Here is a 23,486-nt window from a genome sequence, read left to right on the forward strand (position 1 = left end):
CCGCTTACTTCAGGACCGGGACGTCGGCCTGGCTCGTGATCCACTTCTCGGCCAGCTTGTCCAGCGTGCCGTCCGCGCGCAGGGCGTCCAGGGCCGCCGAGACCGGGGCGGTCAGGGCGGAGTCCTTCGGCAGCACATAGCTGAGCTCGTCGCCGCCGGTGGTGTCGGCGAACTGCCCGACGATGACCGAACCCTCGACCTGTGCGCCGGTGACGTAGAACGCGGTCGGCAGGTCCACCACGAGGGCGTCGATCTGGCCGCTCTGCAGGGCCGCGACGAGGTCCGCGTTGCTGTTGAACACCTGCGGGTCAACGCCGGTGGCGTCCTTCAGCACGGTGTAGCTGGTGGTGCCGACCATGGCGCCGACGGTGGCCTTCTTCAGGTCCGCGATCGTTGAGACCTTCGCCGCGGTGGTGGCGTCCTTCGCGACGACGGCCTGCGAGGTCGTGTAGTACGGCGTGGAGAAATCGACGGCCTGGCGCCGCTCGTCGGTGGCGGAGAACTGCTGGATGTTCAGGTCCCAGTCCTTCGGCCCCGGAGCGATGGCGGCATCGAACGTGGTGCGCACCCACACCACGTCGTCCTTCGCGAAGCCGAGCTTCTCGGCCAGGGCGTAGGAGACGGCGGCCTCCAGGCCCTCGCCCGATTCCGGCTTGTCGCCGATGACCCACGGCGAGTACGCCGGCTGACCGGTCGCGATGGTGAGCTTGCCCGGCGTGATGGTCTGCAGCGCGCCGTCCGTCGTGGCGCCGGGAGCGGCGGAGGACCCGGTGTCCGATCCGCCCGCACAGGCGGACAGCCCGATCAGGGAGACGGCGAGACCGGCGACGACGAGGCCTCGACGCAGGTGGCGGGAGAGAGCGGACATGGCTGACCTTCCAGGTCGGGCGGGGGTGCGGGAACTCCAGCCTACGCGCGGGCGCGCCTGCGCGTGGCGGCGGTTACCCCCTGTTGCGCACCGTGGGCGGCACGGCATGACGGCGCGGCTCGCGGGGTCAATCGGCGAGGGTGAAATCGTCGAAGCTGAAGCCGGGTGAGACGACGCAGCTCACCAGGGTCTCGGTTTCGGCGGGCAGCGTGCGCTGCCAGTTACCGGCGGGGACGAGCACCTGCGGGTTCGCGGCGTCCAGGACGCACGTCTCGCCCGCGTCGGGTGCGGGGGCCGCACCACCGTGCTGGATCCGGACCGCGCCGGGCCCGTGCCAGAGCCAGAGCTCATCGCTCGTGACCACGTGCCACGCGGAGGACTCCCCCGGCGGCAGGAGGAACAGGATCATGGTGGCGGCCGGACGAGTACCGCCGTGCGCGTCGACGGTGGCCGCGGACGCCCAGGTGCGGCGGTACCAGCCGCCCTCGGGGTGCGGCTCGAGGTGCAGCTCGACCGCACGCGCGGGGACGTCGAGCCACTCGATGATCGTGCCGTCGACGCCGCGTCGAGGCACCCGCTCGTTCATGCCGGCACCTCCGGGGACAGCGCTGAGCCCTCCGGCGCCCAGGCGAGTTCCCCGGCGATGACCGTGCCGACGCATCGTCCGGCGGCGTCCTCGGCGAGTGCGGCGATGCCGTCCGCCGCATCGCCGTCGACGGCGAAGAACGCGAGATCGGCGCGAGCACCGACCGCGAGATACCCGGTGCGGTCCGGGCCCACGTCGAGTCCGAGGGCGCGGGCACCCCCGAGCGTGGCGATCGCGAGCAATCGTGCATGCAGGTCGCGGTTCGTGTACCCCTGCGAGCGCGCGATGCGGACGAGAGCGGCGACGTCGGCCATCAGGTCCAGGGACGGGGAGGAGGACAGGGAGTCGGTGCCGACCGCGAGCGGCGAACCCTCCACGAGGTAGGCCGCCACGGGAGGCTCGTCCAGACCGATGACCTCGTTGGAGCGCGGGCACAGGGCGACGGAGGTGCCGCGAGCGCGCAGCAGCGCGCGATCGGTGGCGGTCATGTACACGCCGTGCGCGATGTGGCAGTCCGGTCCGAGGACGCCGAGCTGGTCGACGAACTCGGTCGCGCTGGCACCGAAGCCGGCGTCGCGGAGCGAGCGGAAGCTGTCCACCTTCACGAAGCGCCACGGGTCATCCGGCGCCGTACCGGGACGGTGTCCCTCCAGCGCCGACTCGCCCAGGTGCAGGTGCGTGCGCAGGCCGCGCTGGCGGACGAGGTCCGGGATCTCCAACAGGGGCTCGGTGTCGAGGGAGTACGGCGCGTGCGGGGACAGCCCCGCGCCCGGGGTGAGCGGGATGCGGTCGAGTTCGGCGACGATGCGGTCGCGGCCGCCGTCGCGCCAATCGGCGTTGGTCCAGCTCATCACCTCCCAGTAGGTGATGCCGTTCAGTCCGGTCTCGCCGAGGACCCCGAGCGCCTCGGCATCGGTGACGATGTCGGCCACCGAGGTGATTCCGGCGCGGATCATCTGCCGCGCGCCGTCGACGGCGTCCGCATGCCAATCCCGTGCGCCCGGCTCGTACACGGCGTCGAAGGCCGCGCCCCAGTCCTCGAAGCCGGCGTGGCGACGTCGGCCGACCTCGGCCATCCCGGTGTACTGCAGATGGGAATGCGCGTTCACCAGACCTGGCATCAGGATCCCGTCGACGCGGACCTCGTGATGCTCCTCACCGCGCTCGGCCAGCAGCTCGCGGACCCAGGCGCGGTCACCCACGTGCAGGATCCGGCCGTCGCGGACGGCGACGGCGCCCTCCACGATCGGGGGCGCGGTGATCGGCAGGACCAGTCGTGCCGAGTAGACGACGACGTCGGGGGTCATGCGGGCTCCTCGGGGGCGAAGCGGTTCAGGTCGGGAAAGCGGGTGGGGTGCCAGGACGTCGCGGGCTCGTCCGGGGCATGGACGCGGGCATTGACGCGGGCATTGACGGGGGCGAATCCGACCAGCAGTGCGGCGATGTGGTCGTCGACCTCGGGCGGCAGGGCGTGGACTCCGGGTTCCGGGTACGCACCTTCGGCCAGCAGCCGCACGGCGCAGAGCTGGGCGGCGAAGGAGTAGTCCATGATCTGCACCGGGTTGCCCTCGGCGGCGGTGATGTTGATGCAGCCCCCGCGATCGAGGACGATCACCTCGCCGTCGTCGAAGACGAGCGCGTCGACCTTCGGCGCGTGCGCGCGGATGACGCCTCCGGACGCGAGCGCCGCGTCCAGCTCGATCTCGTCCGTGACGCCGCCGGCGACGGCGAAGACCGGACGGTCGCCGGGTCGTCGTGCGGCGCGGCGCAGGTCGTCCGGCGTGATGGTTCCGGCGACACCGGTGGCGGAGATGACGAGGTCCGCGATGTCCAGGGCGGCTTCCCGGGACATCGTCGGACAGCCGGCGTGCCGAGCCTCCAGCATGCGCACCGGATCGGTCTCCACCACGACGACATGCGAGCCCAGGGCGCGGACGTACTGCGCGACGCCCTCGCCGACGGGTCCGAAGCCGATGACGGCGGTGGTCGGTCCGATCCCCCGGCCGATGCGCTCCAGGAGATCGGCGATCGCGAAGACGCACGACTGCCCGGTGCCGTACCGGTTGTCGAAACGCGTCTTCATCCGCGCGTCGTTGACCGCCACGACCGGGATCGTGAGGCGGTCCCCCAGCGCGCGCAGCGGACGCAGTCCGCTCGTCGTCTCCTCGGCGGCACCGCGCAGCACGACGCCGTCGTGCGCCGCGAGGCGGATCAGGTGCGAGCCGTCATCCAGCAGTAGGTCGAGTCCGGACGCCAGGAACGCGCGCGCGTCCGCCAGCTGCCGCGCGGTGTCGCCGGACGCGTGCACCGGGAATCCGCGGCGCCGCAGCGCGTCGGCGATGGCGGGGTCGGTCTCATCCGCGTGCGCGTACAGGACCACCTCCGCCCCGGCGTCGCGGAGGAACAGCGCGAGCGTCGCGGTCTTCGGTTCGAGCACCATGCTGATGCCGATGCGGACACCGCGGACGACACCCGATGCCGAGAGCTCGGCTGCCAGCGCCGTGCACGCCGGCATGAACGCGCGCGCCCAGTCCAGCCGCGCCTCGGCATCGGCGGTCTCGGCAGCGTCCGCGGGGAGGACGCGAACGCGCGTCCCGTCCGTCCGGCGATACGCCCGGAACGGCAGCCGAGTGGGCTCCTCACTCAGTCCATCGCTGCGCAGTGCCGGGAGACGTCCGCATTCGATGACGATCACGCCATCGCGCAGCGCACTCCCGTCGCCGACCGAGACGCCGGCATCGCCGTCCGCGTAGACGTAGAGCGCCTCCCCCGGCTCTGAGATGTCGCCGCCGAGGGCGACGAGGAGCTCGCGCAGCGGTGCGGTCGCGTCGCCGCCGAGCACGGCCGTGGGCTGTCCGGAGACGACGAGATTCCCCGCCGCGGCGAACCGCCGCACGATTCGTTCGGGGGCGTCGTACACCCCTTCAGGCTACTGCTCAGTGCGGCCCGTCTTCGCTCCGTACTGCCCGCTCGGGCCGTGCTCCGTATCGTCGGCGGCATGGTGCAGCAGGCAGCCGGTTGGTACCCCATCAGCCCGCAGTGGGAGGCGTGGTGGAGCGGAACCGGATGGACCGATCACCGCCGTCCGCGAATCACGTCCGCCCGTCAGCAGGGCGCGGACGTCACCGCCCGGCCGGCGGCGTCGGCGACCGCGCCCCGCGCCCCGCAGGCGCCCGTCGCACCCCAGGCTCCGGCCGCACCGCAGTACCGCCCGACGCCGCCGCGCGGGGCCCCGCCGACACAGCCCACGCTCCCGGTCACCGCGTACCTCTCCGGCGGCACCGAACCGGCGCTGCGCTTCACGTCACACATCGCCGGCCGGAACGCCGAGGTGGAGATCTGGGCCGACCGGATCCAGTGGCGCCGGCCGCACGGGGTGTCCGGGGTGAAGGTGGCCGCCGGAGTCCTGACGGTCGGGTTGTCCCTGATCGGGACGGGAGTCCGCCGAGATCGGAAGGGGTCCGAGATGCTGCCGATGAAGGCCGTGACGTCCGTGAGCTCCCGCCGCGACGGCGTACGCAGCATCGTGGACGTCGCGACATCCTCCGGTGTGATCGGCTTCCGCGTGCACCACGACGAGGCGGAAAGAATCGCGTCGCTGCTGAACACGCTCATCCTCCGCTAGCGTCGGGCCGCACGGTGGACGTGCCGCTCGTCGAGCGGCTGTCAGACGTCGGCGTCGGAGAGGACCCGGACGGAGGTGACCCCGGGCACCTCGGCGACGGAGCGCACGAGGGGTTCCAGTTCGTGCGGGGAGGCACCCGTGATGCGGATGTGCGCACGGATGCGCGGGCTCTTTCCGGGCCGCTCACGCTCGGTGGCGCTCTCGAACGTCGCGACGGTTCCGGCTGCGGCGAACTCCGCCAGCACCGCGCGCAGGGCACCCTTGCCCTCGCGGTACTCGGCGAGGATCACGGTCTCCTCTGCCGCGTCCGGCGCGAAGCGGCGTCCGATGATCGGCAGCACCGTCACGCCGACGAGGTACAGCGCCGTCGCGATGATCGCGAGCATCGGCAGCCGCGCGCCGCAGGCCATGCCGATCGCCGCGCTCATCCAGATCGACGCCGCGGTGGTGAGGCCGCTGACGGTGTCGCGCCGGACGAAGATCACGCCGGCGCCGAGGAAGCCGATGCCGGACACGATCTGGGCCGCGATGCGGGACGGATCCAGCGCGACATCCGTCCCGAGTGCTCCGCCGAAGCCGTCCGAGGAGACGATCGTGAACACCGCGGAGCCGACCGCGACCAGTGCGTGCGTCCGCAGCCCGGCGCTCTTCAGCCGGCGCCGTCGCTCGTAGCCGATGATGGCGGACAACGCGAAGGCGAGCACCAGCGCGAAGATCTCGTCGGGCAGGCGGGCTGTGAACCACTCCATGGTTCCTCCGATCTGCGCGCGTCTGGCCGGACCCGCGCTCGTTGTCGCCGGTTCCGCTGCGGCGCGTCACCAGCGCGATCCAGCCGACCTGTCGCCGGCGTGAGGGCGGCCGGACCGATGCGATAACAGGGGACTTTACGCTCATTCACGACAGATTCGAAGCGCAGGCACGCGTGGCTCTCCCTTTTGGGCGTGAAATGTCCCGATTCACGCCCCGAGTGGGGGAAGTTCCAGAATCCGCGGTCCTGCATCGGGGCACGCGGATGAGCGCGGCCGCACCGGGAGATCAGGCCGGGGCGAAGACGAAGGCGAACGCGCCGGTCACCACCGCGGCGGTGAGGGCGATCGCCGAGATCAGCGCGGCGACGACCAGGAGGGCCGCGTCCGCGCCCGTGAACCGCGCCGGGCGCGACCACGTGCGTGGGATCGCGGAGCCGAATCCGCGTGCCTCCATCGCCGTGGAGAGCTTCGTTCCTCGGCGGATGGCGAGCACGAACAGCGCGAAAGCCGTGCCGAGGGCCCGCCGGATCCGCCCGGTGTCGGCCACGCCCCGCGCCCGGCGGGCGAGTCCGAGCGCGCGGACGTCGTCGGTGAGCAGACCGAGCAGCCGCATCCCCGCGAGCGCGCCGAGCACGAAGCGGCTGGGCAGGTGCAGGCGCTGGGAGAGCGCGTCCGCGAGGTCGGTCGGATCGATCGTCGCGAACAGCGCGATGGAGGGCAATCCGATCGCGAACAGCCGGAGCATCGTCGCGAGCGCGAGCTGCAGCGATCCCTCCGACACGTGCACGAACCCCCAGTCGAACAGTGCGGCACCGGACGGGCGACCGTACAGCGCGATCGTCACGCCGGCGGCGGGGGCGGCGAGCCAGATCGGCAGGGTCCGCAGGAAGAACTCGCGTGGGCGCAGTCCGGAGCCGAACACGAACAGCGATCCGAGCACCAGGGCGACGGATGCCGAGACCACATCGAGCGTGATGATCAACGGCAATGCGAGGAGGAGAGCAGCACCGAGCTTGGCCAGGGGGCTGCGCGGAGCCAGCAGCCCGCCGCGAGCACGGGGTGAGGCGTTCACCGGTGACGCGAGCGCGGTCATGCCGCCCCCACCGGCAGGCGCCGGGCGTGCAGGGCGTCCAGCACGTCCAGGTCGTGGGTGACCGCGACGATGGCGCGGCCCTCGTCGCGCAGTTCGGCCATCAATGCCACGAGCTCGGCCCAAGTCACGGCGTCCTGACCGAAGGTCGGCTCATCCAGGAGCACGATCAGCGGCTGCGTGGCGAGGACCGCGGCCACGGTGAGACGGCGCTGCTCTCCCCCGGAGAGCGTGTACGGGTTCGCCTCCGCGAGACGGTCCAACCGCAAGCGCTGCAGCAACTCGTCGACACGACGCGTGACCTCCGCCTCGGGAAGCTTCAGCGCCCGCAGTCCGACCGCGAGCTCGGCACGCACCGTCGTGGCCAGCAGCTGGTGCTCGGGCTCCTGGAACACCATCCCCATACGCGTGAGGAGCTCACGCGACCGCCACCGGTACGGGTCCGGCCGCAGACCGTCGGCGAGCGCTTCGGAGGCGGTGAGGTCCCCACCCTCCCGCGGGATCAGACCGGCCAGGGTGAGTGCGAGCGTGGACTTCCCGGCACCGTTGGGACCGACGATGCCGAGAGCTTCCCCGGAGCGCACCTGCACCGCGAGCGGACCGGCGACCGGATGCTTCGGCACCCGCGCGACGACGAGTTCCCGGCCGGAGAGCAGGACCGGACCCGGAGCGCTCCGCGGCGGGTCCGGCAGCTGCGGCTGGATGCCGGGCACCCACACGCCGGCCGCAGCCAGCTCCGGACCCCGCGCGGCCAGCACGGCATCCGGCGTCCCGTCGGCGATCACGCCGCCCGAGCCGAGCACGATCACGCGGTCGATGATGGGCAGCCAGACGTCGATGCGGTGCTCGACGACGACGAGCGTGGCGGGCACGGCCTCCAGCGCCCGCACGACCGCGTCGCGGACCTCGAGCACGCCGTCCGGGTCCAGGTTGGCGGTGGGTTCGTCCAGCAGCAGCGCGCCGGGACGCATCGCCAGCACTCCGGCGAGCGCCAACCGCTGCTTCTGCCCGCCGCTGAGCGCCGCCGTGGATCGATCCAGCGGCACATCCAGCCCGACCGCGTCGAGCGCGTCCCGGACGCGGCCGGGGATCTCCGCGGGGTCTACCCCGAGGTTCTCCGGGCCGAACGCCACATCGTCCCCGACGCGGGAGAGCACCGCCTGGCTGTCCGGGTCCTGCAGCACCATGCCGGCCCGCCCCCGGACGGCACTCGGCGCGGCTCCGTCGACGAGGAGCGTGCCGGTGGACTCACCCTCATCATCACCGCCGAGCACGCCACCGAGGGCGTGCAGCACCGTCGATTTGCCCGCGCCGGACGCGCCGAGCAGCAGCACGCGCTCGCCCGGTTCGATGCTGAAGGTCACCTCCGACACCGCCCACGCCAGACGGGTGGCGTATCGCCAGCCCCATCCCTGCGCCTGCAGCGCCGCCGCTGTCATGCCTCAGACGCGCGTCGTGGCGGCTCGACCCGCGGCGAACCGGTTCAGCGCCCCGGTCTTGGCCAGTGCCGCGGCGATCGCCCAGGATCCGACCCCGGCGATCACCGCACCCGAGAGGGTGGTGGAGGTGATGTAGACACTGGTGAACAGCGTGTCCGCGCCGGGGTACCAGAGCACGCGGTCGTTGATGCCGCACGCCAGTCCGGCGACCGCCCCGGCGAGCACGGCGACGGGCAGGTTGAAGACCTTGTACAGGAACACCAGGAACACCAGCTCGGCCCCGAGCCCCTGCACGAGACCGGACACCAGGGTGAGCGCGGACCACTGGTTGCCGACCAGCGCGGAGATGGACGCGGCGACCATCTCCGCGTACAGGGCGGCACCCGGCTTGCGGATGATGAGGCCGGCGAGGACACCGGCCATCAGCCACGGTCCGGCGAGCAGCCCCTGGAGCCCGGGCAGCAGCGGCTTCAGCAGTGCGGACGGACCCTCGTAGGCGAAGTTCCAGATGATGAAGAGCACGGCGCAGGCGACGGCGATGACGCTGGCGACGACGATGTCGACGACGCGCCAGGTGGTAGGTGCGGTGGACGGCACGATTTTCTTTCCCTTCCTTCGCTGGCATGACCCAGATCAGGTTCGACGGTCGAAGCCGGATGGCTTCCTCTCAGCCCCGCGTGGGGCTCCCGTGGTGTGTGCCGCCCAGTGTAGTCCCACCGGAGCGCCGGGCTCCATCGTCCGTCGCTCTCAGCTCCGACAGTTCCGGGCGCGCAGAAGTGTCCGGAGTGGTAGCGATGGCGGGGATGCTCTCACCGGCGGCAGTTTCGGGCGCGTGAAAGTGTCGGGAGTGGGAGCGACCTCAGGCGACGCGTGCCGCGATCACGGCGGCCGTCGCGGCGGGGTCCGGACGGTGGCCCTTCGATTCCGGCACCTCGACGAGCTCCGCCTGCGGCATCTCGTCCACGAGCCGATGCGCGGCGGCGGTGAGGATCGGGAACGTCTCCGATCCGAGCAGCACGGTCACGTCGTTGCCCACTTCCCGCATCGCCACGGTCGGAGTGGACACATCGCGCGTGAGGGTCGCGTCGTACACGGTGGACTGCGCCACGGCCTCCAGACCGGGGAATATCGGGCTCTGTCGGATCTGCTCCACCATCTCGGCAGGCAGACCGACGCCCTCGATCTGGAACGTGGTCACGGCGCCGCCCCGGTCCCCGGAATCGACCAGCGCCTGCAGGCGCTCGGGCAGGTCCGGTGCCGGCTCATCGACACCGAAGCGGAACGGCGGTTCGGACAGGAAAAGCCTCGTCATCGGCACCCCACGGGAGGCGGCGTACAGCGCGAGAACCGCGCCCGAGGAATGCCCGAGCACGGCGGCCACTCCCCCGGTGGCCTGGATCACGGCGGCGAGGTCCTCGGTCTCGCGGTCGGGGGCGTAGGGCGCGGTGTCACCGCTGTCGCCGCGGGCACGCCGGTCGTAGGTCACACCGGCCAGCCCGCGCGCGTCGAGTGCATCGGCGAGCGGGGCGGCATCGGGCGCGGTCGAGAACGCACCCCCGACGATCACCACGACGGGGCCATGCCCGACGCGATGCCAGGCGATCGGGGTCCCGTCTGCCGAGGTCGTACGCTCCATGACCCCATGCAAACACTCCGATCCGACACGGACAAGACCCGAACTCAGGCGTGCGGGTCTCCTGCGGCCGTCTTGCGTTTGGTGAGACCGAGCCCGCGCCGCACGAGGTGTCGATTGCGCAGGATGAACGCCGAACCGATCAACCACAGCGGAACCTGCGTCAGGAACGCGAGGCGGAACGCGTCCAGGCTGTAGTTCGCGGGGTCCCCGGCACCCTGCAGGTCCATCGCGATACCGATGAACAGGATGGCCAGCAGACCGGCGAGGAACCCGGCCCCGTTCACGATGCCGGTCGCGGTCGACAGCCGGTGCTCCGGGTTGTAGGTGCGGGCGTGATCGAACGCGATCATGGACGCCGGGCCGCCGGTGGCGAGCGCGAGCGCGAGAATGATCAGCAGCCACATCGGCGCGGCGGTCGGCCACAGGCACACCGTCACCCACGCGACGAGCTGGAACGCGACCGTCGGCAGCACCAGCATGTTGGACCGGCGCATCGGGTGACGACTGGACAGCGCGCCCAGGATCGGCCCGACGACCATGCCGAACACGACGTACAGGGTCGTGATGATCGAGGCGTTCCCGCGGGTGAGCCCCTCCCCCTCGGTCAGGAACGGCACGCCCCAGAGCATGATGAACGCGGTCCCGGCGAACGGTGTCGTGAAGTGGCTCCAGAAGCCCAGGCGCGTGCCGGGGTGCTTCCAGGCGTCGGCGAGACTCTGGCGCAGGTCGAAGGATGACCGGACCACCCGGATCGCGCCCGTGGACGTGTCCACCGCGACGTCCGCGGCCCGCTCCGGCGGGTGATTGCGGATCACGGCGAACACCACGACCGTGAACAGGACACCCAGTCCGGCGAGCGAGCCGAAAGCGACGGTCCAGGTGGTGGCGTGCAGCAGGGCCGCCAGCGGGATCAGCGCGACGAGCTGCCCGGCCTGACCGATGATCCCGGTGAGCTGGACGATGAACGGCGCCCGTTGGGCGGGGAACCAGGTCGCGACCACGCGCAGAACGCTCGGAAACAGGGCGGCGTCGCCGGCGCCGAGCAGCATCCGCGCGAGAATCGCGATGCCGACGTTGGGTGAGAACGCCATCACGAGCTGCCCGACCGCCATCAACGCCATGCCGATCGTGATGATCGGCCGGGCGCCGAACCGGTCCAGCAGAAGGCCGACGGGGATCTGCATCAGGCCGTACACGGCGAGCTGCAGCACGGCGAACATCGACAGCGTGGACGCGTCCGCGTGGAACCGCTCGGCGGCGTCCACCCCGACGGACGCGAGCGAGGTGCGGTTGGCCACGGACAGGACGTAGGCGGCGACTCCGACCCCCCAGATGAGCCAGATGCGCCAGGGCGGGACGGTCAAGGACGAGGCGGGCGAGGCGGCAGCGGCGGGTGACATGGAACTCCTGAGGACCGCGTCAGTATACGCCTGTGGTCTGACCACAGAGGGGACGCGGCATGACGACATTCACCCCCGATCATGCCTGACATCGGCCACGGCTGGCGGGTTCCGGCGTCGTAGCGCGATAGCGTGGCCTGGTGCCCCGAACGACACCCACCGCGGACGCGGGAGACGCCGCGCGGCAGAGCGACACCGTCGTGCCGACACCGTCGACACCCACCACGGACACCGCGCTGACCTGGGTCGACCCTCGACAGGTCAAGCGCAAGTTGCGCTCCGGCGGCACCGTGGTCGTCCCGGACCTGCTCTCCGGGGTTCCGATCCGTCGCAGTCAGGCCGGCTGGATCCCGGTCGGCGTGCTCCTGGCCCTGGTGGCCGCTTACGCCGCAACGACGCTGCTGTGGCCCCTGAACGCCCTCCCGCCGACCATGAAGACGATTCCCGTCACGCCGGCGGCGGTGAAATCCCCCGAGATCACCTGGCCGAGCGAGGGATACGCGGGCGTCGGTGTGAAGGACGGACCGGTCGTCGTCTCCACGGACGAGGCCGTGACCCTGGCGAGCATCACGAAGGTGGTCACGGTCCTCACGATCCTCGACCACAGCCCGCTGGCCCCGGGCGAGACCGGCCCGGAGTTCCACTTCACGCAACAGGACAGCGACAACTACTGGCGCTACCTCACCAACGACGAATCGGCCCTCGACGTCCCGGTCGACGGCGTCCTGACCGAGTACCAGCTGATCGAGGGCATCCTGCTCGGCTCGGCGGGGAACTACACCGACATCCTGTCCGAGTCGATCTGGCCGTCCGACGAGGACTACGCCGCAGCCGCCTCCGACTGGATGAACCGCGCCGGGATCATCGGTATCACCCTCGTGGAACCGACCGGCATCGACCCGCGCAATGTCGCGACGCCGCAGGGTCTCCTTCGACTCGCCGAGGTGGCGATGCAGAACCCCATCGTCGCCGAGATCGTCGCCAAGCCGTCGGTTGATCTTCCCGGCGCCGGCCTGGTGAAGAACACGAACGGCCTGATCGGCGACCCCGGCGTCGTGGGCTTGAAAACCGGGTCCCTCGACGGCTACAACCTGCTCTCGGTGAAGAACCTCGACATCGGTGGGAAGACGGTGCAGACCTATGCCGTCGCGCTGCACGAAGAGGACGACGCGGCCCGCAACGCGGTTTCACGCAACCTCTACACCCAGCTCGATGCCGCCCTCCAGCCCGTGGTGCTGGTGCCGAAGGACACCGCGGTCGCCGAGGTGAGCACCGCATGGGGCGAGAGCACGAAGCTGGTGACGATCTCGGACGCGACCGGGTCCGTCTGGCAGCACACACCGACCGTGATCTCGACTCCGAAGCTCGGCTCCGACCGTGATGCCGGCGCCCCCGCGGGAACCCTCAGCGTCACGGGCACTCTGGGCACGGACGAGGTCGGCGTCCGGGTCGCCAACGACCTGCCGGACCCCAGCCCGTGGTGGCGCCTGACCCACCCGTTCGCCCTCTTCGGCTGGGACTGATCCCGGACGCCGCACCCCGGCGGACGAGCGCGTCAGGGCGCGAGCATGGCGGCGCGACGGTCCGGGAAGTCCGCGCGTCGGTGATGGCGAATGCCGGTGATCGTGACCGACCGCACGGCCCCCTCGTCGTCGGCGTCGATGAGCAGCTCCTCGCCGGCATCCCCGAAGCCGTCCTCGGCCTTCGCCCGCAGCGCCCCGTCGGTCTCCCGCAGGAGGGCCAGTCCCCCCGCCGGGTCGCCGCCGTCGATCGAGGCCTCCAGGACCACCCCGGGCAGCGGCATCAGGCTGACCGATCCCCACAGGGACAGGTAGGTCCCGGCGAGCTCGGGACGCAGCACGGCGGCCGAGACATCCTCCACGGCCGCACGGGCGGCGTCGATCAGCGCGATCACGCCGTTCGCGATCTCCGTCGCCGGACCATCGATGCGGTTCGTCAGAACACTGACGGCCAAGCCGGTCGTGGGGTCCGACCAGGTCTGCGTGATGTGGCCGGGGAAGCCGCCGGAGTGTCCGATGACGCGTCGCTCGCCGATCTTCCGGATGATCCAGCCGAGGCCGTACCAGCGCGGCCCGCCCCGTTCGATGAGGGACTCGTCCCGCTGCATCAGCCGCTTGGTGTCGTCGGTCAGGAAGTGACCGGAACCGAGCGCGTGCGCGGCGACCCAGGCGGAGATCGTTTCGGCGTTGGCCCAGAACCCGGTCGCCGGGCCCTCGACGCGCGTGTCGACCGGCGGGATCACCGCCGACTCCTCATCCGCATCGCCGAACTGCTCGAACGGGCTGATCGCGTGACCGGACACGAGCGGCGCATCCGGTCCGACGTTGAGTTCCGGACCGACCAGAGCCGGCTCGCTCATGATCTCCGCGAGCGGCGCCACGAGCTCCAGCGCGACCTCGTTCCAGCCGCGGCCGGTCACGGCCTCGACGATGAGGCCCAGCACGGAATACGCCAGGTTCGAGTAGTGGAAGTGGGTGTTCGAGCCGAACACGCGGTCCCGGTGCATGGTCTCGATCAGCTCGGCACGGTCCGGGAACGCTCGCTCGCGCTGCCAGAAGACGGCGTCGGCGCCATCCCGCTCGGCACCGGACTGGTGCCCGAGGAGCTCTCGGACGGTGGCTCCCGCGATCGGGGCGTCCGCGAGCTCCGGGACCACCGCGCCCACGGTGTCATCCAGCCGCAGCCGCCCCCGCTCCACGAGCTGCATGATCGCGGTGGCGGTGAAGGTCTTCGAATGCGACGCGATGCGGAACGCGTGCCCCGTCGTCAGCGCGGCACCGGTGGATGCGTCGGCGAGCCCGGACGCGTACGAGAACAGCAGCCGGTCGCCGAGGCGGACGGCGACCTGGATGCCCGGGACTCGCCGCCGGCGCCGCATCGCGTCGACCCAGTCCCGCAGGAACGGCTCGAGCTGCGGGAGGAGTTCGGGGAGGTCGTGATCACGCGAGGCCATCCCACCATCCTTCCGCATCCGCACCTCCCGCGATCACCGGTCCCACCTGGGCGAACACCACGAAGCGCGCGAGACACTCATGCGTCGCATGGGCGTCTCGCGCGCTTGATGGTGTTTCAGACGCGAGATCAGGCTCCGGGGGGAGTCTGCTGCGGGGCTTCCTCCGCCGCGATGACGGACTCGGGCGCCTGCGGCGCGAGCTCGGCATCGACGGCTGCGACCGACTCCGTCGCCGGCAGCGTGATCACACCGGTGGCGAGCACCTCGGCGGTCTCGGCGTCCACGGCCTGCTCGAACTGGGACTGGTACAGGCGCCAGTAGGCGCCCTTCGCGGCGATGAGAGTCTCGTGATCGCCCTGCTCCACGATGTCGCCGTGCTCCATCACGAGGATGAGGTCGGCGTCGCGGATCGTGGACAGCCGGTGCGCGATGACGAAGGACGTCCGCCCCTCGCGCAGCGCCGCCATGGCGTGCTGCAGCAGCACCTCGGTGCGGGTGTCGACGGAGCTGGTGGCCTCGTCGAGGATCAGCACCGACGGTTGCGCCACGAACGCGCGGGCGATCGTGATCAGCTGGCGTTCACCGGCGGACACGTTCGCCGCGTCCTCGTCCAGGACGGTGTCGTAGCCGTCCGGCAGGGAGCGGACGAAGTTGTCCACGCGGGTCGCGACCGCCGCCGCGACGATCTCCTCGTCGGTGGCGTTGGCGCGGCCGTAGCGGATGTTCTCGCGGATCGTGCCGGCGAACAACCACGGGTCCTGCAGCACCATGCCGGTGCGCGAGCGGACCTCGTGCCGGGTGAGCTCGCCGATGTCCTGGCCGTCCAGGAGGATTCGCCCGCCGTCGAGCTCGTAGAAGCGCATGATGAGGTTCACCAGCGTCGTCTTGCCGGCTCCGGTCGGTCCCACGATCGCCACGGTCTGGCCCGGCTCCACCCGGAACGACAGGCCCGTGATGAGCGGCTTGTCCGGCGAGTAGGAGAACTGCACGTCCTGGAACTCGATGACGCCGGGTCCGTCCACGAGCGCGGGCGCGTCGGAGGCGTCCGGGGACTGCTCCTGCGCATCCAGCAACTCGAAGACGCGCTCGGCCGACGCGGTGCCGGACTGCACGACCGCAGCCATGCCACCGAGCTGCGAGAGCGGCTGGGTGAACTGCTGCGAGTACTGCAGGAACGCCTGCACGTCACCGATGCGGAGGTTGCCGGAGGCGACCATGATGCCACCGATCACGGCGATGCCGACATACGTCAGCGAGCCGATGAACGTCATGGCGGGCATCATGATGTTGGACAGGAACTGCGCCTTGTACGAGGCCTGGTACAGCTCCTCGTTCTCCTTCGCGAACGCGGCGGCGGACTCCTTCTCGCGGCCGAAGACCTTCACCAGAGCGTGGCCGGAGAAGGACTCCTCCACCCGCGCGTTCAGCACACCGACCTGCGCCCACTGGCTCTTGAACGCCTTCTGCGAGCGCGGACCTATGACGCCGAACACGACCGCCATCAGCGGCAGCGAGACGAGGGCCACCAGGGCCAGCAGCCAGTTGATGGTGAACATCATGATGAGCACGCCGACGACAGTTAGGATCGAGGTGATCGCTCCGGAGAGCGACTGCTGCATCGTCTGCGTGATGTTGTCGATGTCGTTGGTGACGCGCGAGATCAGCTGTCCGCGCTGCATGCGGTCGAAGTACGACAGCGGCAGGCGGTTGATCTTGGCCTCCACCTGCTCGCGCAGGCGGAACATGGCGCGCACCATGACGGTGTTGACGACGTATCCCTGCACCCAGTTGAGGATCGCGGAGGCGATGTAGATCATCAGCACGGCCATGATCACGCCGCGCAGCGCGCCGAAGTCGACGCCCTGCCCGAGGGTGAAGTGCTCCATCTTCGCGATCATGTTCGCGAAGTCGCCCTGGCCCGCACCGCGCAGCGCCTCAACGACCTGCTCCTGCGTCGTGCCGGCGGGGAACTTGTCCGCCAGGATCAGCCCGAGCGCGCCCTCGTAGACGAGGTCGGTGGCCTGTCCGAGGACCTTCGGCGCGGCCACGGCGAGCACGACTCCCACGGCGCCGAGCACGGAGACCAGCACCAGCGTCCACTTCCAGGGTGCCAGCAGGCCGATCATCCGCTTGAAGCTCGGCCAGAAGGCCTTCGCCTTGCCGCCCTGCGCCCACTGGCCGGCTTCCATCGCGGCTTCCATCGCCGCGGCGTTGTCCTCTTCGAGCTCGGCGGCGGACTTGTCCGTGGTCTGCGACTCGCTCATGCGTCCACCCCCAGCTGCGATTCGACGATCTCGCGGTAGGTCTCGCTCGTCGCGAGCAGCTGCTCGTGCGTGCCGAGACCGGCGATGCGCCCACCCTCGAGAACGACGATGCGATCGGCGTCGGTGATCGTGGACACGCGCTGCGCGACCACGATCTTGGTCACCTCGGGCAGCTCGGTCCACAGTGCCTGACGCAAGCGGGCGTCGGTGGTGAGGTCCAGGGCCGAGAAGGAGTCGTCGAAGATCAGGATCTCCGGCCGCCGGATGATCGCGCGGGCGATCGCGAGCCGCTGTCGCTGACCGCCGGAGACGTTGGTTCCGCCCTGCGCGATCTTGCTGTCCAGGCCGTCCGGCATGTCCCGCACGAAGTCGGCGCCCTGGGCGATCTCCAGCGCCTGCCAGAGCTCGTCGTCGGTGGCGTCCTCTCGACCGAAGCGGAGGTTGGAGGCGATCGTGCCGCTGAAGAGATACGCACGCTGCGGGACGAGACCGATCGTGGCCCAGAGCGCCTCCAGGTCGGCCTCTCGGACATCGACGCCGTCGACGCGCACGGCTCCGGCGGACACGTCGAACAGGCGCGGCAGGAGGGAAACGAGCGTGGTCTTGCCGGATCCGGTGGACCCGACGATCGCGACCGTCTCGCCGCGAGCGGCGGCGAACGTGATCCCGGACAGGACCGCCTCGTCAGCACCGGGGTAGCTGAACTCGACGTCCTCGAAGGACACCGTGCCGGTCTCGGGGAAGTCGGTGACCGGGTTCGCCGCCGTCGCGAGCCCGGTGTCGGCGTCCAGCACCTCACCGATGCGCTCGGCGGACACCGCCGCGCGGGGAATCATGATCGTCATGAAGCTGGCCATCAGCACGCCCATCAGGATCTGCATGACGTACTGCATGAAGGCGAACAGCGTGCCGACTTCGATGTTGCCCCGGTTGACCTCGATGCCACCGAACCAGATCACGCCGACGATGGTGACATCCAGCACGAGCATGGCGACCGGGAACAGGATCACGAACAGCGAGCCGACCCGACGCCCGACGGTGCGCATCTCGGCGTTGGCGACGCGGAAGCGGTCCTCCTCGATGGGCTCGCGGACGAACGCGCGCACCACGCGCACACCCGTCAACTGCTCGCGCAGGATGCGGTTGATCGCGTCGAGCTTGGTCTGGTAGCTGCGAAACAGCGGCACCATGCGGCTGATCACGAGAAGCGCGATGATCAGCAGCACGGGGATGGCGACGGCGAGCAACCAGGAGAGCCCGACATCGGTCAGCAGCGCCATGATGATGCCGCCGATCGCCAGCAGCGGCGCCGTGACGAGCATCGTCGAGCCCATCATCGTCAGCATCTGCACCTGCTGGACATCATTCGTGTTGCGGGTGATCAGAGAACCGGGACCGAAGTGCGAGACCTCCCGTTCGGAGAACTCGCTGACTTTGCCGAACACCGCCGCGCGGATGTCTCGGCCGACGGACATCGCGACCCGTGCGGCGAACAGCGTCGCCAGGACGGAGGCGAGGATCTGCCCGAGCGAGATCAGCAGCATCCAGCCGCCCGTCCGCCAGATGTAGGGAATGTCGGCGTTCTGCACGCCCACGTTGATGATGTCGCGGTTGAGGTTGGGCAGGTACAGCGAGGCCATGGCGGATGCGAACTGGAAGACCAGCACCACGATCAGCCAGGGCCAGTACTTGCCGGCGTATTTGACGAGGAGTTTCCCGAGCACGTTTTCTCCGATGCGAGGGCCCGCGGTGTGCAAGGCCGACGGATCACTCTAGGTTCGCACCACCGACATTTCAAGGCGAGCGCCTGCGCTGTCAGCGGACAGCGCGATCGGGTGCGACACGCGCGTCTGTCATGAGCACATCGCAATCCATTCACGCGCATGTGAGCACCGATTGGCGGAATCTCGGGGAATCTCACGACGCCGCCCGTGAGAGCGGTCCCTTAACCGGCGAAATGGCGCTAGCATGGCACACGTCTTCCGAGCAGAATCCCCCTTCGGCTCGGTCGCAGACGGATCATCGTTCTGATGATCCTGGCGGCAACCGGCCACCCCCCTTGGCCGGTTGCCGCCGTTTCCGTCTCCGGACCTCGTCAGTCCCGTTCGGGCGCGCACCTCAGACGAGGCGGATCGCCTGCTGCAACCGGGTGCGGATGTCGAAGATCTCGGTCCCGCCCAGGTCCCGGACACCGTCCACGCCGCGGCGCAGGACCGTCGTCAGAGCGGACGCCCCGACCGCCACCACCGGCAGACCCTTGACCTTGCCGAGCGTCGTGATCGTCTCGGGAACGTCCGCGTCCGGAAGCACCACGATCGCCCCGCCGAAGCGGACGCCGGCGGACCGGCCCACCGCGCGCCCGGCGCCGACCGTGTGCGCGACCGGTGACCCGGAGACGGTGTCCCCGATCAGTTCACCCCGACGCACCCGCACGGCACCGCCGAAATCGTCTGAGGTCACGGCATACAGACCGCTCGGGCCGAGCACCACATGATCGAGCTTGAGCCCCGTGCGCGGAACGGCGAGATCGTGCCAGAGGGTGTATCCCATCCCGAGATCGTTCAGTGCTCGCGCCGTGTTCTCCTCAGCCAGGGCGTCGGCGAGCAGGCGCCGCAGCTCTCGGGGCGCGGACCGCACGAGCGCCGGGTCGTACGGATCCGCGAGGGTGACCCCGCGCCCGGCCCATTCCCGGATCCCGGTGAGATATCGATGGCGGTTCCATCCCCCGGGCACGCCGTGGCTGCGCGGCATGGGCCGCGTGTCCCGGGCTCGCGCGGCCGGCTCCGCCGCCGCCCACGTGGGCTCGGGGATCGTGCTAGGACTGCGCCCGCGGTCATATGCCGCGCGAGCGGAGTCGGTTCCGACCAGCGCCCACGCTCGCTGCACTCGGACGAAGACCGCGGCATCGCCGCCGGTGTCCGGATGAGCCTCCCGCAGCCGCTGGCGGTAGGCGCGTCGCAGATCCGCGTGCGAGGCGTCCGCGGCGACGCCGAGCACCTCGTATGCGGACGCCGCCAGCGGTGAGTCGCTCACTCCCACAGCGGACGCGGACCGCGGAACGCGAGCGCGGTCTCGCCGAGGTCGGCGGGCACGTCCGCGATCGTCGCCGGCGACCAGGACGGGTTGCGGTCCTTGTCCACGAGCTGCGCGCGGATGCCCTCGGGCATGTCCGGCCGCCCACCGAGGAAGGCCCCGAGGTGGAACTCCTGCTCCAGAACGGCGGACAGATCGGGGTTCGATCGGGCGGCCCGGATCGCGGCCAGGGTCACGACGAGCGAGGACGGCGAGAGCTCCTCCAACGTGTCCGCCGCCGCGGCCGCGGCGCCACCGATCTCCCGCAGGCGCGCGATGATCTCCGCGACGGTGTCCCGGGCGAAGGCGTCATCGATCCATTCCCGCTCGGCGTGCAGCGGACCGGCGTCCGGCGTCTCATCGAACAGCAGGACCAGCTCGGAGGGCGTGCCGGGGTCGGCACGGTGCTGCAGGGCATCGAGCAGGGAACTCAGGCGCTCGGAGGGAACGAAGTGGTCCGCGAAGCCCGCCTCGATGGCGTCCGCTCCGGTCATCGTCGCTCCGGTGAGCCCCAGGTATTCGCCCAGGCGTCCCGGCGCTCGGGCCAGCAGGAGGCTGCCGCCGACGTCCGGGGTGAACCCGATGCGTGTTTCGGGCATGGCCAGAACGGAGCGCTCGGTCACGATGCGGATGGCCGCGTGCCCGGCCAGGCCGATGCCGCCTCCCATCGTGACGCCGTCCGCGAAGACGACCACGGGCTTGGGGTACGTCGCGATCAGGAGGTCGAGGTCGTACTCCTCGCGGAAGAACGTCTCCGCCTCCTCCGTTCGGCCTTCCACCAGGGCCGCGCGCAGCGCACGGACGTCGCCACCGGCGCACAGGCCGCGCTCGCCCGCGCCGTCGATGAGGACCGTCGCGACGTCGGGGTCGTCCACCCACGCGCGCAGCGTGGCGGCGAGCGCACGCACCATGTCCAGATCCAGCGCGTTCAGCGCGCGCGGACGGTTCAGAGTGAGGCGGCCGAGGCCCCCCTGTCGGTGGACGAGGACCGACGGTTCCTGCTGCTGCTCGGTGGTCACGCGACTACGTTACCCGCGCGTGTCGGTGGTTCACCTCCGAACGTCGCAGAACGACAGCGCGCCGGTGGGGGGACGATCCCTCCATTCCGTCGCGCATCCACCACAATGGAAGCACTGACCCCCGCAACGAGGAGAGGCTCACGCATGCCCCAAGGCCACGTGTTGGAGTTCTCCGGCGTCACCAAACGCTTCGGCGCCGTGACAGCTGTATCCGACTTCACCGCTCGTATCCGCCCCGGCGTCGTGACCGGCTTTCTCGGTCCGAACGGCGCGGGAAAGTCCACGACCCTGCGCATCCTGCTCGGCCTGATCACGCCGACCGCCGGGTCCGCGACGATCGACGGCAAGCCGTACGCCCAGCTCGATCGCCCCGCGCAGACGGTGGGCGCGGTGCTGGAAGCGTCGAGCTTCCACCCCGGACGCACCGGACGCAATCACCTGAAGGTCTACGCGCAGGCCGCCGGTGTGGCGCCGTCCCGCGTCGACGAGGTTCTCGCTCTGGTCGGGATCACGGGTGCGGCCGACCGCAAGGTGTCCGGCTACTCGCTCGGCATGCGCCAGCGCCTGGCACTGGCCACCGCACTGCTCGGCGACCCCGGCGTGCTCGTGCTCGACGAACCCACGAACGGCCTCGACCCGGAGGGCATCACCTGGGTGCGCGGCTTCCTGCAGGCCCTCGCGCGGGAGGGCCGCACGGTGCTGGTCTCCTCGCACATGCTCGCCGAAGTGCAGCAGACCGCGGACGAACTGGTGATCATCTCCGAGGGCCGTCTCGTCTTCCACGGCGACTTCGATGACCTCATCATCGACGAGGAACCGCCGGTGATCGTCGACGGACCGGACCGGGACGCTCTCCTGCAGGCTCTGACCGACGCCGGGATCTCCGCCACCGTGCTGCGGTCCGGACTCACGGTCCGCGGTGCATCGCCGACCCAGGTGGGTGCGGCCGCTGCGGCAGCCGGAGTTCCGCTGAGCGCGCTGGTGCGTCGCGGCCCGACGCTGGAGGACATCTTCTTCGACCTGGTCAACGGTGTGCGCGTGCACCCGTCCGCGACCGGAGCCGGACGCGCCGCCACGGCCGCCGTCCCGCACCCCACCGCCGAGTCGCCCGTGACGGCCCCGGACACGACCGAGCCGGTCACCGAGGCCGTCCCGGCCGCCGAACCCGCCACGGAGGTCGCCGCGCGCGAGGTCCCGGACGAGCCCATTCGGGTTCCGGCGGACACCGCCGGTTTCGGCGAAGGAGTCACCGTCGCGGCGGCCGCGCCCGGTTCCGCCGGCGCGGCGGGCGTGGCCGCGGCCCCCGCCGCCGCGCAGGGGCCGGAGGCGGCGACCACGGACACTCCGCTCGGCGCGGCCGCGGGCGCGGGCGGTCAAGCCGCACTCGCCACGGCACGGCCAGTGACACGGACACGGGTTATCGTCGGCAGCGTCAGATGTGTAGATGAGACGGGTCCCGGACGAGCCCATTCGGGTTCCGGCGGACACCGCCGGTTTCGGCGAAGGAGTCACCGTCGCGGCGGCCGCGCTCGGTTCCGCCGGCGCGGCGGGCGTGGCCGCGGCCCTCGCCGCTGCGCAGGTGCCGGAGGCGGCGACCACGGACACTCCGCTCGGCGCGGCCGCGGACGCGGGCGTTCAAGCCGCACTCGCCACGGCCACGGCCAGTGACACGGACACGGCCAGTGACACGGAGACAGCCGACGTCCCGAGCGCAGCCGCGCTCGACACTGCGGTGTCGGAGCCGTCGCCGGACGAGGACGCGCGCACGCCCCCGGATCCCGCCGACGACGCGGCGACGGTCGCGATCCCTCTCGGCCCGATCGACCAGCCCGCACCGGTGACCACCGGGGCCGAGGACGCGCCCACGGTGGCGATTCCCCTCGCCGACAACACGGAGACCGCCGCCGAGAGCCCGACCGCGGACCAGCGCCCGGACGGGGAGGACGCCCCCACCGCGGCGATCCCGATGCCGGCCGTCGGAAACGCGACCGCGCCGGCGGACGCGACCGGGCAGCGCGACGGCGGCGACGCGACCGGGGATGAGCCGTCCGCGGAGGACCCGACCCGGGATCCGGCACCCTCGGATGACGCACAGGCGCCGCTCCCGGCACCCACGGATGGGGACGGACCGGAATCGACCGAGACCGCCAGGGAGACGACGAACGATGCCCCGGCGTCGACGCCCGAGCCGGACGGTCTCGCGGCACCCGTGCCGACCGAGAGCGCCGAGACCCCCGAGCCCGAGACGGACGCGTCCGAGCGTCCGGCACCGGTCGAGAACCCGAACGTGGCGCTCACGCTGCCGGCGATGGACCCGGAGCCGGCGTCCGCGGACCTGCCGACCGTCGCCGTTCCGCTTCCACCGCACGTCGAGGTCGACGAGGCGTCCGGGACGTCGGGCGATGACGCGTCGCAGGAGGAGCCCGTGCGACTGGCCGGCACGGAACGTCCGTGGTGGATGCCCGCCGACATCGCTGCCCCGCCCGGAACCACCCCCCTCGCCGACGCCGACGCGCACCTGGCGGAGGCGCCGGCGGAGGAACCGGCCGGCGACGATGCTCCCGCCGGCGACACGGCCGGCGATGACGCCCCACCCACGGACGGTGGTGATCGGCCGTGGTGGATGCCCGCCGCGTTCAATTACACGCCGGGCGATCAGGGAGCCGACGCTGCACCCGGTCAGACGCCCCCGGCCACGGCGGTCCCGTCCGACGACGCGGAGCGGACAGCGGAGCCGACAGCGGAGCCCGCGGACGACGCACCC

The 23,486-nt window shown here is 71.0% G+C and carries 18 protein-coding genes and 1 riboswitch; of the genes, 3 read left to right on the plus strand and 15 right to left on the minus strand.

Annotation, left to right across the window (positions count from 1 at the left end):
- Positions 1-4: 4 nt before the first annotated feature.
- The 4 genes from BN1193_RS12640 to BN1193_RS12655 form a co-directional block, all read right to left on the minus strand.
- The gene (locus BN1193_RS12640) at positions 5-868 is read right to left on the minus strand and encodes an ABC transporter substrate-binding protein (protein ID WP_040167118.1); all 864 of its coding nucleotides are present in this window, start codon (positions 866-868) and stop codon (positions 5-7) included.
- Positions 869-995: 127 nt separating this feature from the next.
- Entirely contained in the window at positions 996-1,454 is a 459-nt protein-coding gene (locus BN1193_RS12645; protein ID WP_094770493.1) for a cupin domain-containing protein, read from the minus strand.
- On the minus strand, positions 1,451-2,761 hold the full coding sequence (locus tag BN1193_RS12650; protein WP_040167120.1) for an amidohydrolase family protein: 1,311 nt from the start codon (positions 2,759-2,761) through the stop codon (positions 1,451-1,453). The genes BN1193_RS12645 and BN1193_RS12650 overlap by 4 nt, the downstream gene beginning before the upstream one ends.
- The gene (locus BN1193_RS12655; RefSeq protein WP_052460747.1) at positions 2,758-4,374 is read right to left on the minus strand and encodes an adenosylhomocysteinase; all 1,617 of its coding nucleotides are present in this window, start codon (positions 4,372-4,374) and stop codon (positions 2,758-2,760) included. The genes BN1193_RS12650 and BN1193_RS12655 overlap by 4 nt, the downstream gene beginning before the upstream one ends.
- 78 nt (positions 4,375-4,452) lie before the next feature.
- Between BN1193_RS12655 and BN1193_RS12660 the strand changes: the two genes are divergently transcribed.
- Positions 4,453-5,079, plus strand: a complete 627-nt coding sequence (locus BN1193_RS12660; protein WP_040167122.1) for a DUF2510 domain-containing protein — start codon at positions 4,453-4,455, stop codon at positions 5,077-5,079.
- A gap of 41 nt (positions 5,080-5,120) precedes the next feature.
- Here the strand turns inward: BN1193_RS12660 and BN1193_RS12665 are convergent, their stop codons facing one another.
- From BN1193_RS12665 to BN1193_RS12690, 6 genes are all read right to left on the minus strand, one after another.
- Entirely contained in the window at positions 5,121-5,828 is a 708-nt protein-coding gene (locus tag BN1193_RS12665) for an MgtC/SapB family protein (protein WP_040167125.1), read from the minus strand.
- A gap of 286 nt (positions 5,829-6,114) precedes the next feature.
- Positions 6,115-6,921: an energy-coupling factor transporter transmembrane component T family protein gene (locus tag BN1193_RS12670; RefSeq protein ID WP_052460748.1), complete on the minus strand. Its 807-nt coding sequence runs from the start codon at positions 6,919-6,921 to the stop codon at positions 6,115-6,117.
- A complete protein-coding gene (locus BN1193_RS12675) occupies positions 6,918-8,357 on the minus strand; it encodes an ABC transporter ATP-binding protein (RefSeq protein WP_195907861.1) in 1,440 nt (479 codons plus the stop codon). The genes BN1193_RS12670 and BN1193_RS12675 overlap by 4 nt, the downstream gene beginning before the upstream one ends.
- Before the next feature lie 3 nt (positions 8,358-8,360).
- On the minus strand, positions 8,361-8,954 hold the full coding sequence (locus BN1193_RS12680) for an ECF transporter S component (protein WP_230206498.1): 594 nt from the start codon (positions 8,952-8,954) through the stop codon (positions 8,361-8,363).
- Positions 8,951-9,057: riboswitch (TPP riboswitch) on the minus strand. It overlaps the preceding gene by 4 nt.
- Positions 9,058-9,216: 159 nt before the next feature.
- A complete protein-coding gene (locus BN1193_RS12685; RefSeq protein WP_040167129.1) occupies positions 9,217-9,993 on the minus strand; it encodes an alpha/beta fold hydrolase in 777 nt (258 codons plus the stop codon).
- 44 nt (positions 9,994-10,037) lie between these two features.
- The gene (locus tag BN1193_RS12690; protein WP_052460749.1) at positions 10,038-11,393 is read right to left on the minus strand and encodes an MFS transporter; all 1,356 of its coding nucleotides are present in this window, start codon (positions 11,391-11,393) and stop codon (positions 10,038-10,040) included.
- Between the two features lie 140 nt (positions 11,394-11,533).
- On the opposite strand from BN1193_RS12690, the gene BN1193_RS12695 reads away from it, so the two are divergent.
- Positions 11,534-12,916 (plus strand): D-alanyl-D-alanine carboxypeptidase family protein, encoded by a 1,383-nt coding sequence (locus BN1193_RS12695; protein ID WP_052460750.1) that lies wholly within the window; start codon positions 11,534-11,536, stop codon positions 12,914-12,916.
- Positions 12,917-12,948: 32 nt separating this feature from the next.
- Here the strand turns inward: BN1193_RS12695 and BN1193_RS12700 are convergent, their stop codons facing one another.
- The 5 genes from BN1193_RS12700 to BN1193_RS12720 all read right to left on the minus strand — a co-directional run bounded on the left by BN1193_RS12700 (position 12,949) and on the right by BN1193_RS12720 (position 20,722).
- Positions 12,949-14,367: a serine hydrolase domain-containing protein gene (locus tag BN1193_RS12700; protein WP_052460751.1), complete on the minus strand. Its 1,419-nt coding sequence runs from the start codon at positions 14,365-14,367 to the stop codon at positions 12,949-12,951.
- A 128-nt stretch (positions 14,368-14,495) separates the two neighbouring features.
- Complete coding sequence (locus tag BN1193_RS12705) at positions 14,496-16,631, minus strand: ABC transporter ATP-binding protein (RefSeq protein WP_094770495.1); 2,136 nt, start codon at positions 16,629-16,631, stop codon at positions 14,496-14,498.
- Entirely contained in the window at positions 16,628-18,355 is a 1,728-nt protein-coding gene (locus BN1193_RS12710; protein ID WP_040167131.1) for an ABC transporter ATP-binding protein, read from the minus strand. Before BN1193_RS12710 ends, BN1193_RS12705 begins: the two co-directional genes overlap by 4 nt.
- 394 nt (positions 18,356-18,749) lie before the next feature.
- Positions 18,750-19,664 (minus strand): J domain-containing protein, encoded by a 915-nt coding sequence (locus BN1193_RS12715; protein ID WP_040167133.1) that lies wholly within the window; start codon positions 19,662-19,664, stop codon positions 18,750-18,752.
- Positions 19,661-20,722 (minus strand): enoyl-CoA hydratase/isomerase family protein, encoded by a 1,062-nt coding sequence (locus BN1193_RS12720; RefSeq protein ID WP_040167136.1) that lies wholly within the window; start codon positions 20,720-20,722, stop codon positions 19,661-19,663. Before BN1193_RS12720 ends, BN1193_RS12715 begins: the two co-directional genes overlap by 4 nt.
- Before the next feature lie 144 nt (positions 20,723-20,866).
- Between BN1193_RS12720 and BN1193_RS18345 the strand changes: the two genes are divergently transcribed.
- Positions 20,867-22,390: an ABC transporter ATP-binding protein gene (locus BN1193_RS18345; protein ID WP_230206499.1), complete on the plus strand. Its 1,524-nt coding sequence runs from the start codon at positions 20,867-20,869 to the stop codon at positions 22,388-22,390.
- Positions 22,391-23,486 lie beyond the last annotated feature (1,096 nt).

It is taken from the genome of Microbacterium gorillae (assembly GCF_000826185.2).
GTDB lineage: Bacteria > Actinomycetota > Actinomycetes > Actinomycetales > Microbacteriaceae > Microbacterium > Microbacterium gorillae.